At 69.4% G+C, this 17,250-nt stretch carries 15 protein-coding genes; 13 read left to right on the top strand and 2 right to left on the bottom strand.

The annotated features are described in order from the left end of the window. The first annotated feature begins 184 nt into the window (after positions 1-184). The 4 genes from OG579_RS05275 to OG579_RS05260 all read left to right on the top strand — a co-directional run bounded on the left by OG579_RS05275 (position 185) and on the right by OG579_RS05260 (position 5,073). Entirely contained in the window at positions 185-1,306 is a 1,122-nt protein-coding gene (locus OG579_RS05275) for a sulfotransferase family protein (protein ID WP_328858342.1), read from the top strand. A gap of 94 nt (positions 1,307-1,400) precedes the next feature. Next, entirely contained in the window at positions 1,401-3,245 is a 1,845-nt protein-coding gene (locus OG579_RS05270; protein ID WP_328858341.1) for a circularly permuted type 2 ATP-grasp protein, read from the top strand. Continuing rightward, entirely contained in the window at positions 3,242-4,228 is a 987-nt protein-coding gene (locus OG579_RS05265; RefSeq protein WP_045823200.1) for an alpha-E domain-containing protein, read from the top strand. The genes OG579_RS05270 and OG579_RS05265 overlap by 4 nt, the downstream gene beginning before the upstream one ends. Next, a complete protein-coding gene (locus OG579_RS05260) occupies positions 4,225-5,073 on the top strand; it encodes a transglutaminase family protein (RefSeq protein WP_055790214.1) in 849 nt (282 codons plus the stop codon). Before OG579_RS05265 ends, OG579_RS05260 begins: the two co-directional genes overlap by 4 nt. Positions 5,074-5,112: 39 nt before the next feature. Here the strand turns inward: OG579_RS05260 and OG579_RS05255 are convergent, their stop codons facing one another. Both OG579_RS05255 and OG579_RS05250 read right to left on the bottom strand, forming a co-directional pair. Beyond that, complete coding sequence (locus OG579_RS05255) at positions 5,113-5,679, bottom strand: TetR/AcrR family transcriptional regulator (protein WP_328858340.1); 567 nt, start codon at positions 5,677-5,679, stop codon at positions 5,113-5,115. Positions 5,680-5,710: 31 nt separating this feature from the next. After that, positions 5,711-6,496 carry an esterase/lipase family protein gene (locus OG579_RS05250; protein ID WP_328858339.1) on the bottom strand — a complete coding sequence of 262 codons (786 nt, stop codon included), beginning with the start codon at positions 6,494-6,496 and terminating at the stop codon, positions 5,711-5,713. A gap of 126 nt (positions 6,497-6,622) precedes the next feature. Between OG579_RS05250 and OG579_RS05245 the strand changes: the two genes are divergently transcribed. Genes OG579_RS05245 through OG579_RS05205 form a run of 9 tightly spaced genes read left to right on the top strand, consistent with a single transcriptional unit; the run spans position 6,623 to position 17,230 of the window. Continuing rightward, complete coding sequence (locus OG579_RS05245; RefSeq protein WP_328858338.1) at positions 6,623-8,572, top strand: multicopper oxidase family protein; 1,950 nt, start codon at positions 6,623-6,625, stop codon at positions 8,570-8,572. Next, a complete protein-coding gene (locus OG579_RS05240) occupies positions 8,572-9,363 on the top strand; it encodes an MlaE family ABC transporter permease (RefSeq protein ID WP_328858337.1) in 792 nt (263 codons plus the stop codon). Before OG579_RS05245 ends, OG579_RS05240 begins: the two co-directional genes overlap by 1 nt. A 26-nt stretch (positions 9,364-9,389) precedes the next feature. Next, positions 9,390-10,211 carry an MlaE family ABC transporter permease gene (locus OG579_RS05235; protein ID WP_055790905.1) on the top strand — a complete coding sequence of 274 codons (822 nt, stop codon included), beginning with the start codon at positions 9,390-9,392 and terminating at the stop codon, positions 10,209-10,211. Positions 10,212-10,215: 4 nt separating this feature from the next. Next, the gene (locus OG579_RS05230) at positions 10,216-11,418 is read left to right on the top strand and encodes an MCE family protein (RefSeq protein ID WP_328858336.1); all 1,203 of its coding nucleotides are present in this window, start codon (positions 10,216-10,218) and stop codon (positions 11,416-11,418) included. Next, positions 11,415-12,437, top strand: a complete 1,023-nt coding sequence (locus OG579_RS05225) for an MCE family protein (protein ID WP_408068751.1) — start codon at positions 11,415-11,417, stop codon at positions 12,435-12,437. Before OG579_RS05230 ends, OG579_RS05225 begins: the two co-directional genes overlap by 4 nt. Then, positions 12,434-13,462 (top strand): MCE family protein, encoded by a 1,029-nt coding sequence (locus tag OG579_RS05220; RefSeq protein ID WP_328858334.1) that lies wholly within the window; start codon positions 12,434-12,436, stop codon positions 13,460-13,462. Before OG579_RS05225 ends, OG579_RS05220 begins: the two co-directional genes overlap by 4 nt. Further along, positions 13,459-14,688 (top strand): MCE family protein, encoded by a 1,230-nt coding sequence (locus OG579_RS05215; RefSeq protein WP_328858333.1) that lies wholly within the window; start codon positions 13,459-13,461, stop codon positions 14,686-14,688. Before OG579_RS05220 ends, OG579_RS05215 begins: the two co-directional genes overlap by 4 nt. Then, on the top strand, positions 14,685-15,851 hold the full coding sequence (locus OG579_RS05210; protein WP_328858332.1) for an MCE family protein: 1,167 nt from the start codon (positions 14,685-14,687) through the stop codon (positions 15,849-15,851). The genes OG579_RS05215 and OG579_RS05210 overlap by 4 nt, the downstream gene beginning before the upstream one ends. Beyond that, a complete protein-coding gene (locus OG579_RS05205; protein ID WP_328858331.1) occupies positions 15,848-17,230 on the top strand; it encodes an MlaD family protein in 1,383 nt (460 codons plus the stop codon). Before OG579_RS05210 ends, OG579_RS05205 begins: the two co-directional genes overlap by 4 nt. The last annotated feature ends 20 nt before the right edge of the window (positions 17,231-17,250 follow it).

Below are 17,250 nucleotides of genomic sequence, written 5' to 3'. Positions count from 1 at the left end.
GAGCACCAGCGATGGACTTTACCGCACGCCGCGGTGACCACCCAAATCCGCGCGGCGTCCGCGCAGCCCCCGGGAGGGGCCCGGAGTGTCCGATACAGTCGAGGGCGATGTCCTTTTCCCCGGGTTCGACCGCTTTCGCCGTGTCGGGTGACCACGCCGTGCGGACCCTGTGGGTCGCGCCCCGATGAGCCGTCCCACCGTCGTCATCCATGTGGGCCTGCCCAAGACGGGCACGACCTATCTTCAGGACCGACTGTGGCGCAACCGCGACACCGCCCTGCGGGTCGGTGGTCTGCTCTACCCCGGGGTGGAGATGAGCGATCACTTCCACGCCGCGGTGCACCTGCAGCCGGAGCGCTACCTCGACTGGGTCGACCCGGCGCACGCCGACGCCTGGGGGCGCATGGTCGCCCAGATGCGGGCCTGGCCGGGTACGTCGCTGGTGTCGCACGAGCTGTTCTCCACGGCCACGTCCGATCAGGTGCGAAGTGTTCTCGCCGATCTCGACTTCGCCGACGTCCACGTCGTCGCGACCGTGCGTGATCTCGCGCGACAGCTGCCGTCGGTGTGGCAGGAGAACGTCAAGAACCAGCACACCAGCTCTCTCGACGAGTTCATCGGATCGCTGCGCCACGACCCGGTCGACGAGCAGGAACCGTTCTGGGAGTTCCAGGATTTCGTGCGCATCCTGCGCACGTGGGGTGACGGACTGCCGGCCGAACGGGTCCATCTGGTCACGGTGCCGCCATCCGGGTCCGGCCCGGCGGCGTCGCTGTGGGATCGGTTCACCTCGGTTCTCGGGGTGGACGGCGCGGACCTCGACGTCCCGGTGCCGCCGAGCAATGCCGCTCTCACCCCGGCACAGGTGGAACTGCTGCGCCGACTCAACACCCACCTACAACCCGACACCGTCGCGTGGGACCGGTACGAGTGGGCCGTCAAACGGCACCTCATCGGTGACATCCTGTTCGACAGCGTCGACCGGCACGGCCGGACCCTCACCGCCGACCAGTCCCGGTGGGCGGCGGAGCGTTCCGAGGCGATGATCGCCGCCGTCGCAGATGCCGGATTCGACATCGTCGGTGACACCGGCGATCTCCGGGTCGCACCCACCACCGACACCGGCGCGACGGGTGAACCGACACCGGAGGAGACCCTCGAGGTGGCGACCGCCGCCCTGGCGCGCATCCTCGCGACGATGCCGATGCCGGCACACCGTCGCGGTGCGCGCTCCCGGCTGGGGGCCGTCGTCCGCGGCGGTCGGCGACGGGCCGCGGCACTCGCGCTGCGCCGCCGCGCCCGGTGACGGCACCGCGAACAGTGTGTCCACCTGCGACGCGACCCCCGCGTCGGCGGCAACCTCCTGCCGACTCGGCCCATGTGGGGCAACATGGTTGGTTATGAGCCCCGGAACCTCCTCCGAGAACACCGACACACGGTCCTCGGACGGACGACAGCGTCCCACCAAGGCATCGGCGTCCGGCGCAAGGAAGGCGTCGCCGGCCGCCAAGGGCGGCAAGATCGCCGCCCCCGACCGCAAGCCGAGCAGCGCCCCGGCGGCGCGTCGGTCGGTCGGCCCGAAGAACGGCCGTATCGAGAAGTCGGGTGCGAAGACCGCGAACGGTGCGACCGGTATCTTCTCCGGCTACTCCAAGGGCCCGTACGAGAACGCCTTCGACGAGATGTTCGATGCGAACAGCGAGGTGCGCGCACCGTACAAGGGCATCCACAAGGCGCTGGCGCCGTCGGACCGCGCCGACCTGAACAACCGTGTCGACGCCCTCGGGCGCGCGTTCGTCGATCAGGGCATCACCTTCTCGCTCTCGGGCCAGGAGCGGCCGTTCCCGTTGGACGTTGTGCCACGGGTCATCTCGGCCACCGAGTGGGCCAAGTTGGAGCGGGGGATCACCCAGCGTGTGAAGGCGCTGGAGATGTTCCTCGACGACATCTACGGCGAGCAGGAGATCCTGCGCGACGGTGTCGTCCCCAAGCGTCTGGTCACCTCGTGTGAGCACTTCCACCGGCAGGCCGTCGGCATCAAGCCCCCCAACGGCGTCCGGATCCACGTCGCCGGGATCGACCTGATCCGCGACGAGCAGGGCGATTTCCGTGTGCTCGAGGACAATCTGCGGTCGCCGTCGGGCGTCTCGTACGTGATGGAGAACCGCCGCACCATGGCGCGCGTGTTCCCCGACCTGTTCTCGAGCCATCGGGTGCGGGCCGTCGCGGACTACTCGAGCCAGTTGCTCAAGGCGCTACGCGCCTCGGCCGCGTTCAACGAGGCCGATCCCAACGTAGTGGTGCTGACACCGGGTGTCGCGAACTCGGCCTACTTCGAGCACTCACTGCTCGCCCGGCAGATGGGCGTCGAACTCGTCGAGGGTCGCGACCTGTTCTGCCGCGACAACGTCGTCTACATGCGCACGACCCAGGGCGAGCAGCGCGTCGACGTCATCTACCGACGCATCGACGACGACTTCCTCGACCCCATGCAGTTCCGGCCCGACTCCATGCTGGGGGTGGCGGGACTGCTCAACGCCGCCCGCGCGGGCAACGTGGTGATCTCGAGCGCGGTGGGCAACGGTGTCGGCGACGACAAGCTGGTCTACACCTACGTGCCGGAGATCATCGAGTACTACCTGGGCGAGAAGCCCAGCCTCGGCAACGTCGACACACTGCGGTGCTGGCTCGACGACGAGCGCGAGGAGGTCCTCGACCGGATCGACGAACTCGTCGTGAAACCCGTTGAGGGCTCCGGTGGTTACGGCATCGTGTTCGGACCCGACGCCACGCGCGACGAACTCGACGTGCTGGCCCGCAAGGTGCGGGCCGATCCGCGCGGCTGGATCGCGCAGCCGGTGGTGCAGTTGTCGACCGTGCCGACCAAGATCGGCGACCGGCTGCAGCCGCGCCACGTGGACCTGCGGCCCTTCGCGGTCAACGACGGTGAGTCGGTGTGGGTCCTGCCCGGCGGGTTGACGCGTGTCGCGCTGCCGGAGGGGTCGCTGGTCGTCAACTCGAGCCAGGGTGGTGGATCGAAGGACACCTGGGTGCTCGCGTCGCGTGCGTCGGAGTCCGAACGCGAACTCGGCGGCGACGAATTGGTGAGCGGCAAGGACCTCCCGCCCGCTCAGCAGACCGAGCAGGGTCCCGAGGCGACGGCCAATCCGATGGAACAGCAACAACAGCAACAGCAACAGGGCCGGTCGCAGACCCGGTTCGGTTCGCAGGGGGTCTCCGAATGATGTTGGCGCGCAATGCCGAGTCGCTGTACTGGATCGGTCGATACGTGGAGCGTGCCGACGACACCGCGCGCATCCTCGACGTGGCCGTGCACCAGTTGCTCGAGGACGCCACGGTCAACCCCGACCGCACCTGTCGGCTGGTGCTGCAGGTGTTGGGCATGGAGGCTCCCGACGACGACGTCGAACTCGACGTGTGGTCGCTGACCGAGCGGGTGGCCTACGACAAGAAGGGCCACGGCTCGATCGTCGACTGCATCGCCGCCGGGCGCGAGAACGCCCGCGGCGCACGCGAGGTCACCTCCAGTGAGATGTGGGAGTGCCTCAACACCACCTACAACGGCCTGTCGGAGGCCGAGCGCTCGGCACGCAAACTGGGTCCGTACGAGTTCCTCTCGTACGTGAAGAACCGTGCGGCGATGTTCGCCGGGCTGGCGGACGCGACGCTGAGCCGCGACGACGGGTACCGCTACCTGCTGCTGGGGCGCTCTGTGGAGCGGGTCGACATGACCGTCCGGATGCTGCTGTCGCGAGCGGGGGACCGGTCGGGTTCGCCGGCGTGGGTCACGGTCCTGCGGTCCGCCGGGGCGCACGACACGTATCTGCGCACCTATCGCGGCGCTCTCGACGCGAGTCGCGTCGTCGAGTTCATGTTGCTGGACCGGCTCTTCCCGCGGTCGGTGTTCCACGCGATCACGCTCGCCGAGCAGTCGTTGATGGAACTCGACAACCGCCCGAACAGTCGTGTGGGTGCGCGCGCGGAGGCCCAGCGCGTCCTCGGACGTGCCCGCAGCTCACTGGAGTTCATGCAGCCGGGCCTGTTGCTCGACGATCTGCAGGATCGACTGCTGGCCCTGCAGGAGGCGTGCCGCGACCTGAACGAGGCTGTCACGCTGCAGTATTTCCACGTCTCGCCCTATGTGGCGTGGGCCGACGTGCGCGCGAGCTCCGCCGAGGAGCACTTCATCGAGGAGAGTGAACTGTGAGCTGGCGTCTGCGGGTCGTCCATTCCACCGGATTCGCCTACAACGCGCCGGTGACGTCGTCGTACAACGAGGCGCGGTTGACCCCGCGCAGCGACAACCGACAGAACGTCATCGTCAACCGCGTCGAGACCGTCCCGGCCACCCGTTCCTACCGCTACACCGACTACTGGGGCACCGCGGTGACGGCGTTCGATCTCCATGCGCCGCACGAGGAGCTGGAGGTGTCGGGGTCATCGGTGGTCGAGACCGAGGCCGGGCAACGCCCGAACGAGTCCGAGCAGACCGATTGGGACGATCTCAAGTCGGAGTACGTGATCGACCGTTTCGACGAGGTGTTGGGCAAGACCGACTACGTCCCGCGCAACCGTCCGCTCGCCGCGACCGCCCGCAAGCTCGCCAAGGGACTCGATCCCGAGGCGGCGGTGGTCGCGATCTGCAGCTGGGTGAACGCCGAGATGCAGTACGTACCCGGTACCACCGGCGTGCACACGAGCGCGGTCGACGCCTGGAGTGAGCGCAAGGGTGTGTGTCAGGACTACGCGCACCTGACGCTGCTGATGTTGCGCAGCCTGGGCATCCCGGCCCGCTACGTCTCGGGGTATCTGCACCCGAACCGTGACGCGGAGATCGATGACGTCGTGGAGGGCCAGAGCCACGCGTGGATCGAGGCGTGGACCGGCGCGTGGTGGGGGTACGACCCGACCAACGACGTCCCGATCAACGAGCAGCACGTGTCGGTCGGAATCGGCCGCGACTATTCGGATGTGCCGCCGCTCAAGGGGATCTACACCGGTGGCGGTGCCACCGACCTCGATGTCGTGGTGGAGATCACCCGCTTGGCGTGAGGGCCGGGTATCCGACTGGCGTAGGGGCTCAGCGCCGGGTCAGGTGAAGATGACCTCGATCATCTTGTGGATGTCCTCGGGGGTGGGGGTGGGAAGACTTCCCCTGCTCTCGACGAAGCCGATGCCGGCGTAGACGAGGAGTCCCGCACGGATGCGGGCGTCCTCGGGGGTCAGCCCGAGTTCGGTGAGGGTCTGTTGCACGACCTCGAAGATCCGGTTGTCGAGTTGCGCGACCGCGTCGGCGACGACCGGGTGGGTGCGAGCCCATTCGCGCACGGCCGATTCCCGCGCCCACGTCTGGTGGTCGACGAGGCGTCGCGTCATCTGTTCGATACGTTCGGCGGGCGGTGCGGCGCCGAGTTCGGTGAGGCCGCGCAGATAGGCGTCGGACTCGGCGGTCCACGCCGCCGACATGGCCTCGAACAATCCGTTGATGTCGGCGAAATGCCAGTAGAAGCTGCCCTTGGTGACCCGCAACCGCTTACAGAGGGTGACGATCTTGACCGCCGCGACACCCTCGTCGGTCAGCAGGTCGAATGCGGCCGCGATCCAGTCGTCGGCGCTGAGCCGTGGGGTCTTGCGCCCTGTCGACCCGGCGGTGGTCACATCTCTCGCTTTCGCTCGCGGTCACATGGGATCACCCGCGTGTGTTGTCGACGACGAGCGATCGCACCAGGGTATCGGCCGGGAGTCGGAAATGATCGACGTTCGCCCGTGGGTCGATCGACTGCAGGACGATGACGCGCGACCCCGGTGCGGTGGAGGTGCGGGGGTCGCCGGCGAGACCGTCGGTGCGGGAGACGATGTCGACGTAGGCCACGCCGGGTGTGGGGAACGCGGTGCGTCGCATCGCGACGAGGAAGTCCGAGCCGGTGACGAGTTGTCGGCAGCTCGCGCAGATCGGGTCGACGATCGGGCGCTCGAGTCGCAGGACGGTGTCGTAGGTGCCCAGGCGGCGACTGATCTGTTCGATGTCGGCCAGCCCGGCGATCCCGGTGCCGTTCCAGAGTGGGCCGAGGGTGATGAGCCGGGCCACGCGTCCGGCGGGGACTCCATGGGTCAGCGCGTACTGCACGGCGAGCGCGCCACCGCCGTGCGCGACGACGGTCAGTGGTCGGTCGGGACTCGTCGATCGCAGGGGGCCGACCAGCTCGCGGCCCGAGTCCTCCAGTGACCTCAGGCCGTTCAACCGCGGCCCGCCGGCGCGTGCGAGATCTGTTGCGAGAGGAGTTCTCCCGTAGTCGAGGACGGTCACGCACATACCGGCTCGGTCGAGATCGCGGCGCAGGCCCGCCAGGGATGCGGTGTCGGAGGTGACCTCGCCGACGAGGACCACCGGGCGGTCGCACGACGACGGGCGGGCGGCCGCCGGTCCGTACCCCGATGGGCTCGAGACGATGGCCACGATCGCGATCGGGAGCATCACCAACCACCGGCCTGCACGCCGGCGGGATCGTCGAAGGTCTCGGAGGAGTTCTCGATACGTCACGGACCAGACCATACCGAATGGTACTGTCACCGGAGTTCGGACCGACGAGATGAGGATTCGGTGTCACAGGAGATCAGTCGACGGAAGCTGTTTCGGACAACCGCGGCCATCGGAGGCCTCGCCGCCGTCGGTGGACTCGCACCTCGAGCCGCCGCCCGTCCCGACTATCCGCCGGCGTACCCGTTCCCGCTGCCCACGATCTTCCATTCGCCGCCGCTGGCGAAGTTCGTCGACGAGATGGTCCCGCCACCGGTGCGATCCGGGGTCGGCGACCTGTCGGTGACCGCTCGATCCGGGCGCGCGCGCATGCACCGTGACCTGCCGTCGGTGCCGTCGTTCGGCTACTCCGACATGCCCTATCTCGGCGCCACGATCGACGGTCGTATCGGCGAACCGACCACCTTCCGCTACCGCAACGAACTCCTGCGCCACCCCTTCGCCGCCGACATCGACACCACGCTGCACGGCGTCAGCGAGAGCTACCGGGACCGCCCGCCGAACAGCCTGCATCTGCACGGCGCGGTCACCGCACCCGACAGCGACGGCAACCCCGAACGGCTGCTGATGCCGCGGGTCGGAACCGCCGTGCATCACTATCCGAACCGGCAGGAGGCCGGACACCTCTGGTACCACGACCATGCGATGGGCATCACCCGCACGAACGTCTACGCCGGACTCGCGGGCAACTTCCTCCTGCGCGACGACCACGACACCGGCGACGCCTCGAACCGGCTCGGACTGCCGTCCGGCGAGTACGAGTACCCATTGATCCTGCAGGAGAAGATCTTCACCGCCGACGGCCACATGAGCCTGCGCTCGACACCGGTGGTGCCACAGGGCCGTTGGGAGGGCGGGGCCGTCGGCGACGTCGGCATGATCAACGGGACCGTGTGGCCGAAGATCACCGTCGACCGCGGGCTCTACCGGTTCCGCATCCTCAACGCGGGGTCGTACAGCGTGTGGACCCTACACCTCTCGGACGCAACCCCGATGTGGGTCATCGGCAACGAGGGCGGGGTGCTCGACGCACCGGTCCGCGTGCGATCGTTCCGCATCGCACCGGGGGAGCGGTACGACGTCCTCGTCGACTTCTCCGGACTGCGCCCCGGCGACACCGTCGACCTCTGCAACCGCGAGGACCCGCCGTTCCAGGCGGCGATGCTCGGCGAGGTCCGCATGCCGGTCTTCGGGCGGTTCGTGGCGTCGTCGCGCACCGGTTTCCGCGGGCGGGTGCCGAGCCGTCTCCGTGGCCGTCCCGGGCTGCCGGATGTGTTGCCGCCCATCGCGACCGCGACGTCGGTCCGCAACGTGACGGTCAGCCAGCCCTACGCACTGCGATTGCCGCCGGCGATCATGTCGCTCAACAATCTCCGCTACTCCGATCCCCAGCTGGAGATGCCGAGACAGGGGACCACCGAGATCTGGAACATCATCAACGTCACCCCGGATCCGCACCCCATCCACATCCACCTCGTGACGTTCCGCATCCTCGGGCGGCGACCTCTGCGCACCGTGGAATACCAGGCCGCACATCCACAACCGGCGATCGGAACCCGCTGGGCGCCGGCCCCCGACAGGTTCTACGCAGGGCCGAGTCTGGGCCCCGCACCGTGGGAGGCCGGCTGGAAGGACACCGTGCGCACCGACGGCGGGACGGTGACCCAGGTGGTGGTCCGTTTCCCGGCCGCCGACGAACTCGGCTTCGACCCCGACGCCACCTTCGCCGCCGACCCCCTCGCGGGCACCCTCGACACCACGGGCGGGCGTTCGCCCGCGGCACCCGTGTCCGCGCCGCCGGCCCCCATGGCTCCCGGCACCACGCCGGCCGAGATGCCCTCCGCGCCGGCACCATCGGTGACCCCACCATCCGACCACTCGATGCACGACGGCATGCATCCCGCCTCCGGACCGCACATGCACCCGTCCACCTTGCAGGGCTACGTGTGGCACTGCCACATCCTCGACCACGAGGACCACGACATGATGCTGCGCTACCGCGTGAGGGCCTGATGGCCGCATCCTCGACGTCGGTCGTGGCGGCGACACGGGGCGCCTTCGGTGCGATCGGAGAGTTCTACGCCCTGTCCGCCGACACCGCGAGGGCGATCTTCCGGCGACCGGTGCAGGTCGACGAGTTCGGTGCGCAGGCGCTGTTCCTCGTGCGGGTGTCGCTGATCCCCACCATCCTCATGTCCATCCCGTTCACCGTCCTCGTGGTGTTCACCCTCAACTCGCTGCTGGGCGAGATCGGTGCGAAGGACCTCGCCGGTGCGGGAGCCGGGTTCGGCGCGATCACCCAGATCGGCCCGCTCGTCACCGTTCTCGTCGTCGCCGGTGCCGGGGCGACCGCGATGACCGCCGACCTCGGGTCACGGACCATCCGCGAGGAGATCGACGCGATGGAGGTGCTCGGCATCGATCCCGTCGCCCGCCTCGTGGTGCCTCGCGTGCTCGCCTCGACGGTGGTCGCGGTGCTGCTCAACGGAACCGTCTGCGCGATCGGCATCGTCGGCGGGTTCGTCTTCTCCGTCTACGTCCAACACGTGGGGGCCGGCGCCTATGCGTCGGGGGTCACGCTGCTGGTCGGGCTCCCCGAGCTGGTGCTGTCGGAGGTGAAGGCCGCTCTGTTCGGTCTGGTGGCGGCGCTCATCGCCTGCTACCGCGGACTCTCGGTGTCGGGTGGCCCCAAGGGCGTCGGCAACGCGGTCAACGAGACCGTGGTGTTCGCCTTCGCCGCCCTGTTCGTCCTCAATCTCGTCCTCACCGCGATCGGCGTCGCCCTCGGCGGGACGGTGCTGTGACGCTCGCACAGCGGCCGTCCGCACGCATGATGACCACACAGCTACGACGCGTGGGGGATTCGATCGACCGGTTCGGCGCGCTCGCGCGGTTCACCGTGGTGTCGGTCGCCTCGACCGGGCGCGCCGTCCGCCGCCACCGCGTCGAGACCCTGCGCATCATCTCCGAACTGAGCCTCGGGACAGGGGTTCTCGCGATGATCGGCGGCACCGTCGTCATCATCGGGTTCCTCACCCTCTTCGCCGGCGCGACGGTCGCCGTACAGGGGTTCAGCACACTCGGCGACGTCGGCGTCGACGCGCTCACCGGGTTCCTCGCCGCCTACGTCAACGTCCGTGTCGTCGTCCCGGTCACCGCGGGCGTGGGTCTCGCCGCGACCATCGGCGCCGGCACCACCGCCCAACTCGGTGCGATGCGGATCAGCGAAGAGATCGACGCCCTGGAGGTGATGGCCATCTCGTCGGTGCCCTACCTCGTGGGCACCCGCATCGTCGCCGGGATGGTGACGATCATCCCGCTCTACGCACTGGGCCTCATCACGTCGTTCCTCGCCAGCCGGGTGGTGACCGTCGTCGTGATGGGCCAGTCGCCCGGCGTCTACGACCACTACTTCGCGACGTTCCTCATCCCGACCGACGTGATGTGGTCGTTCCTGCAGGCACTGGTGATGGCCGCGATCGTCATGATCATCCACACCTACTACGGGTTCCACGCAACCGGCGGACCCGAGGGGGTCGGCATGGCCACCGGGCGTGCGGTGCGGCTGTCGTTGCTCGCGGTCGTCACGGTCACCCTCGTCATCGCGCTCGCCCTGTACGGCAGTGCACGTCAACTGCGTCTCGCCGGATGACGCCATGACCACCGCCACGACCTCGAGAACCAGGGTCTCCGACACCCTGATCACCAGGGCCTGCGCACTCGCCGCGGCATGTCTGCTCGCCGCCGTCGGCTACGTCACCGTCGCCTCGTTCCGCGGCGATCTCGCCGACACCGTCACCGTGTCGGTCCACACCCCGCGAGCGGGCCTCGCGATGAGTCCGGGTTCGCTCGTCACGCGCCACGGGGTGGCCGTCGGTCGCGTCACCTCCGTCGACGACACCGGTGACGGCGCCGTCGTGCGGATCGCGGTGGCCGCCGACGCCGCGCGCTCGGTCCCCGTCGACACCGGGGTCGACATCTCCTCGCCGACGGTCTTCGGCGCGAAAGCCGTTGCGCTGATTGATCCTCCCGTCACCCGGGCCCGGGGACTGACCCGTGGCCAGACGATCGACGCCGATTCCGTGAGCGTCGAGGTCGACACCGTCTTCGAGTCGCTCACCCGGGTTCTCGGCGCGGTGGAGCCCGCCAAGCTGAACTCCGTGCTCGGCGCGCTGGCCGGGGCGTTGCGGGGCAACGGCGCACGCATCGGTGCCGCGATCGACGACACCGACGCGGTGGTCCGGTCGGTGAACGCACGACTGCCCGCGCTGAACCGGGACCTGCGGTCGGGGGCGACGACCGCGCAGATCTACGCCGGCTCGGCCGACGACCTCATGGCGTCGCTGCGCAACCTCACACCGACCGCCCGCACCCTCGACGAACGATCCGGCGATCTCGACGCGGTGCTGATGTCGGCGATCGGCCTCGGCGACAGCGGCAACCGCGTGCTCTCGCCGAACTCGGGTGCGCTGGTCTCGGCCATCCAGTTGCTGCAACCCACCGCCGAACTCCTGGCGCGGTACTCGCCGGAGTTCAGCTGCTTCCTCAAGGGCGCCGACCTCGCCTCGGAGAACGCCGAGAAGGTGAGTGGGGGAAACGGTTCGACCATGTTGCTCAACTCGACCATCGTCCTGGGTGCCGCGCCGTACACCTATCCCGGCAACCTGCCGAAGGTCTCGGCCGGGGGAGGACCACGCTGCGGGGCCCTGCCGCGGCTCGGTGCCGGCGACATCCCGGCGCCGTACGTCGTGGCCGACACCGGCGCGAACCCGTACGCCGACCGGCCGACCTCCCCGCGCCTGGTCAACGGTCCGATCCTGCAGCTGCTCCTGGGCAGCGACTGGGCGGGTCGGCGATGATGACGCGGTGGCGGTGGCTGCGGCTCGGTGTGTTCGTGACGGTCACGACCCTCGTCCTCGGCGGTCTGTTCGTGGTGTTCGGTGACGTCCGGTTCATCAGCACCCGCGGATTCCACGCCGAGTTCTCCGACGTGTCCGGGCTGCGATCGAGCGACCGGGTGACCGTCGCCGGGGTCGAGGTCGGCTCGGTCTCGGGTGTGCGGATCACCGGGAAGAACCGTGTGCGTGTCGATCTCGGGGTCGACGACTCCTACCGACCCACCCGTGGAACCCGCGCCATGGTCCGCTACCTCAACCTCACCGGCGACCGGTACCTCGAACTGCTCGACGGTCCGGGCGCTCCCACACCCCTGCCGGCAGGCGGCACGATCCCGCTGCAGCAGACGACGCCCGCCCTCGATCTCGACCTGCTCCTCGGCAGTTTCCGTCCGCTGCTGCGTGCCGTCGCCCCCGACCAGGTCAACCAACTGTCCTCGGAGTTGTTGGCGGTCCTGCAGGGCCAGGGCGGCACCGTCGCCTCACTGCTCGCGCGCACCGCGTCGCTCACCTCGTCCCTCGCCGACCGCGACGAGGTGATCGGTGGTCTCATCACCAATCTCAATGCGGTCCTGGGGACCCTCGACGATCATCGAGACGACTTCTCGCAGGCCTTGTCGTCGGCCTCGCAGCTCGCCGCCGGCCTCGCCGCGGACTCCTCGACCGTCGGGACGGCACTGACCCGCGTCGACACGGCTGCGGGCTCCCTCGCCGACCTCCTGGGCGACACACGCCACCCCGTCCGGGACACCATCGGCGAACTACGACGCACCGCAACCCAACTCGACGCCGGACGCGACACGGTGAACAGCGTGCTGGGTCGACTGCCCGACACCTACACCGCACTCACCCGGCTGGGCGCCTACGGGAACTTCTTCAACTACTACCTGTGCGGTATCCGACTGAAGCTCACCGGCCCTGACGGGAAGGACCTCACGACGCCGCTCATCGGCCAGGACCACGGGAGGTGCGCGCCGCGATGATGAACCGATACGACCGCGTCGACACCGTACGCACCGGTGCGGTCGGGCTGATCGTCACCGTCCTGGTCGCCGTCGCCGCAGGCAACGTCGCCACCCTGCCGTTCCTGTCGTCGGAACGCGAGTACACCGCACAGTTCGCCGATGCGGGCGGCCTGCAGGTGGGCGCCGAGGTGGAGGTCGCAGGTGTCGCCAGCGGACGGGTGCGGTCGATCGATCTCGACGGCGCCCACGTCGAGGTCGCGTTCACCGTCTCCGGCAACCCGAGCCTGGGTGAGTCCACCCGCGCGTTCATCGCGACGGCGACCGTCCTGGGCACCCGCAACCTGCGGCTGACCAGCGAGGGTGGCGGCGCGTTGCGGGCGGGGAGCGAGATCCCGTTGGCGCGGACGACGTCGCCGTACGACCTGTCGACCATCCTCGGTGACCTCGCGCGCAGCACCGCCGCGACCGACACCGATCAGCTCGCCGACTCCTTCCGCGCCCTGGACGACACGTTGTCGCAGACCCCGGACGACCTGCGTTCGGCGGTCGACGGTGTCGGACGCCTGTCGCAGACCGTCGCCGCCCGTGACGCCGATCTCCGGTCCCTGCTCGACCGGGCCCGGCGGGTGACCGGGGTCCTGGCCCAGCGGAGCGAGCAGATCAACACACTCGTCCTGGCCGCCGACGAGATACTCGGCGAGCTCGATCGACGGCGCCAGACGGTGGAGACCCTGTTCGCGAACGTCTCCGCGCTCGCGCGCAGCCTCACCGACCTCGTGCGGGACAACCGAGCCCAGCTCACCCCGACCCTGACCCGGGTCAATTCCGTGCTGGGGGTGTTGCGGGACAACCGCGACAACATCGGCAAGGCGCTGGCCGACCTCGGCCCCTACGTCACCGAACTCGGTGAGGCGGTGGCCAGCGGGCCGTTCTTCAGCTCGTACATCACCAACCTGATCCCGGGCCAGATCATCGAGCCGTTCATCCGCGATGCGATGGCACGGCAGGGTCTCCCGACCCCCGGACGACAGGGCGGACGATGACAGCTCGTCGCACATGGGCGATTCTCGCCGCGATCGTCGCGCTCGCGGCGGTGGTGTCCTACGCCGTGGTCCCGCGATTGACGACCTACTCGGTGCGAGTCGAACTCGCCTCGGCCACCGGGCTCTACGTCGGCGACGACGTCCGCGTGGTGGGAGTACGGATCGGTGAGGTGTCCGAGGTACACCCGCGGGTCGACCACGCCGAGGTGGTATTGCGGCTCGACCGCGCACGACCCGTCCCCGCCGAGGCGACCGCCGTGGTGCTCAACCAGTCGCTGGTGTCCGGTCGGTTCGTCCAGTTCACGCCGGCATGGACGAGTGGGGCGCGGATGACCGACGGCGCGGTCGTCCCCATCGCCCGCACCGCGGTCCCCGTCGAGTGGAACGAGGTGACCGCGCAACTCGAACGCGTGTCGAAAGCACTGGCACCCCGCAACGGCGAGACCAGGGGTGCCGCCGGTGCACTCGTCGACTCTGCCGCCGCCAACCTGCGCGGACAGGGCGGCGCGCTGAACTCGACCCTCGGATCCCTCTCCGCCGCGCTGCGCACGATCTCCGACGGCCGCACCGACCTGTTCGGTGTCGTCCGGAACCTCGCGGTGTTCGTCGAGGCCCTGTCCGACAGCGACCAGCAGATCGTCTCCTTCCACCGACGGATGGCGTCGGTCACCGCGATCCTCGACCGCAACCGTGACGACATCGGTTCGGCGCTGGGCGATCTCGACGTGTCACTGGGGGAGGTGCGTTCCTTCGTGAAGGACAACCGGCCCGGCCTCTCCGACGCGCTGAAGAACCTGAACCTGGTGGCCGGCGAACTGGCCTCACACCGTGACGATCTCGCCCAGGTGCTCCACGTCACGCCCACCGCACTGGCGAACCTGAACAACATCTACCAACCCGCGCACAACTCGATCACCTCGGCGTTGGCGCTGAGCAACTTCGCCAACCCGGTGCAGTTCGTGTGTTCGGCGATCGCGGCTGCCCAACAGAGCAGCGCCGAACGCGGCGCCTCGCTGTGCGTCCGGTATCTCGGTCCACTGCTGTCACTGCTCACCGCGGACTACCCGCCGATCGCGTTCAATCCCACCCGTGGCGTCGGCGCGCTACCCGACCAACTCGTCTACAGCGAACCGTCGCTGCGGCCCGGAACCCCCTCGGCGAGAAAGGGTGCCACGCCGTCCACACCCGACCTGCCGTCGATGCTGGTCCCACAGGGCGGTCGATGATGGCGGCCCGCGGACTCCGGCGTCGGTCGCCCGTCGTCGCCGCCCTCGCGCTGGTCCTGGCGTGCACCGCGTCGGCGTGTGGATGGCAGGGGATCAACTCGATCGCGCTACCGGGCACACACGGCCGCGGTGACGGCGCCTGGGAGGTACGGATCCGGATGCCCGACGTGGTTACGCTGCAACGGAACTCGCAGGTCCTCGTCGACGACGTCGAGGTCGGACGCGTCGCCGATCTCAAGGTACAGGGTTCCCACGCGCTGGTGACGGTGTCGCTCGACGCGCACACCCGGGTGCCGGCCAATGCGACCGCCACCATCGGACAGACCACCCTGCTCGGGTCGGCGCACATCGAACTCGGCGTGCCGTCCGGGCAGGCGGCGCACGGGTCGTTGCGCGCCGGCGACACCATCGACCTCGCCCACGCGGGTGCGTACCCGACCACCGAACAGACGCTCGCGACGGTGTCGATGGTGCTCGGCGGAGGCGGGATCGACCAGATCCAGGACATCACCCGCGAGGTGAACGCTGCGATCGGCGGGCGGGAATCGGCGGCGCGGTCGGTGATCGGTCGTCTCGACACCCTCCTCGGCGATCTCGACGGACAACGCGCCCAGATCACCCGGGCCATCGAGGGTCTCGACGACCTGACGACCCGGGTCGCCGCCCAGCGCGAGACGCTCGCCGACGCGATCGAGTCGCTGCGACCGGCGCTGTCGGTGCTGGCCACGCGACGCGTCGATCTGACCCGTGCCCTGGACTCGCTCGGTGCCCTCTCCCGCACCGCGACGTCGATCGTCACGGCGTCGGGTTCGGCGTTGCGTGCCGATCTCGCCGCGCTGCCACCGATTCTCGGTTCTCTCGCCGACTCGGGGAAGTCGTTGACCGAGTCGACGCGGTACCTGCTGACCTATCCGTTCCCCATCGACACCTACGCCAACGCCGTCCGAGGTGACTACGCCAACGGCGAGGTCACCCTCGATCTCCGACTCACGACCCTCGACAACGCGCTGCTGCTCGGTACCCCGCTGCAGGGGATGCTGTCCGGGGTCGAGGGCATCGTCGGGCGCGCGGCGCCGGCCTCCTCGTCGCGCCCGGCGCCCGGTCTGACCGATCTGCTGACACCCCGACCGGCAATCGGTCCGTCGCCGGGAGGCACACCGTGAACCTGACCCGGACGATCCGGTGGAAGCTCGTCGTCTTTGCGGTGATCTCGGTGATCGCCGTCGCGGTCGTCGGCGTTCTCTACGCACAACTGCCGCAGCAGGCGGGGATCGGCCGCTACGCGGTGACCGTCGACATGACCTCGGCGGGCGGTCTCTATCCCAACGCCAACGTCACCTACCGCGGCAGCGTCGTCGGACGGGTCACCGCCGTGGAGGCCACCGACATCGGTGCCCGTGCTCGGCTGTCGATCTCGTCCGACGCCCACATCGCCGCCGACCTCGACGCGACGATCGCGCCGATGTCGGCCGTGGGGGAGATGTACGTCGCCCTCGATCCGCGCAACGGGGCGGATCCGCACCGCGACCTGACCGACGGTGCGGTGATCGGCGCCGACCGGGTGCGCCTGCCGACACCGGTCTCCGACGCGGTGGCGCAGGTGCAGTCACTGCTCGCGTCGGTCGACGCGACGAATCTCCGTGTCGTCATCGACGAGAGCTTCACGGCCCTGGACGGACAGGGGCCTGCTCTGCGGTCGTTGGTCGATTCCGTCAGCGACATCATGGCCGAGGCGGCGGACACGATCACCCCGACCGCCACGGTGATCGACCGGTTGGGTCCGGTTCTCGACAGCCAGGTCGACAGCGCCGACGCCATCGGTGCCTGGGCGGCATCGCTGGCCCGGGTGACCGGGTCGCTCGCCGGTTCGGACGCAGCACTGCGCGGTGTGCTGGCCAGGGCGCCGGGAGCGGCGTCAGAGGCCACCGCACTCTTCGACGACGTCGCCCCCACCGTGGGCATCCTCCTGGCCAACCTGACCACCGTCGAACAGGTTCTCGCCGTCTACAACCCGGCGTTGGAGCAGGTGCTCGTCCTCTATCCGCCGCTCATCGCCGCCACCCAGGGAACCGGGCTGGTCAACGCTGACGATCCCGGTCAGAACACGTTCTTCGCCGCGGCCGGGCTCAACGACCCGCCGCCCTGCATCACCGGCTTCCTCGACCCGTCCCAGCGACGGTCGCCGGCGGACCTGTCACCGGCACCGGCCCCCAAGAACCTGTACTGCAAGGTCGACCCGAGCGATCCGCGGTCGGTACGCGGTGCCCGTAACCTCCCCTGCCTCGAGTACCCCGGATACCGGGCCGCGACGGTGACGCTGTGTCGGCAACTCGCGGGCGGGCGTGCTCCACGACTGCCGACGGCCCCCGTCGTGGCGCCTGCGTCCGATGCGGTGTCGACGCCCCGGCCGGTTGTCGCCGCGCGCCAATACGATCCGCGCCGCGGCGAGTTCGTCGCCGACGACGACCGCGTGACCCGGGTGACCGGTGTGCGCGCGCACGGGCCGATCCCGCTCCGCGATCTGTTGGTCCCGCCGGCCTGACGTTGCCGGTGGCGGCCGCG

The organism is Williamsia herbipolensis, assembly GCF_036153515.1.
GTDB classification, from domain to species: Bacteria; Actinomycetota; Actinomycetes; order Mycobacteriales; family Mycobacteriaceae; genus Williamsia_A; species Williamsia_A herbipolensis.
The sequence above is the reverse complement of the archived record's forward strand: the minus strand, read 5'-3'. Positions and strand labels throughout refer to the sequence as shown.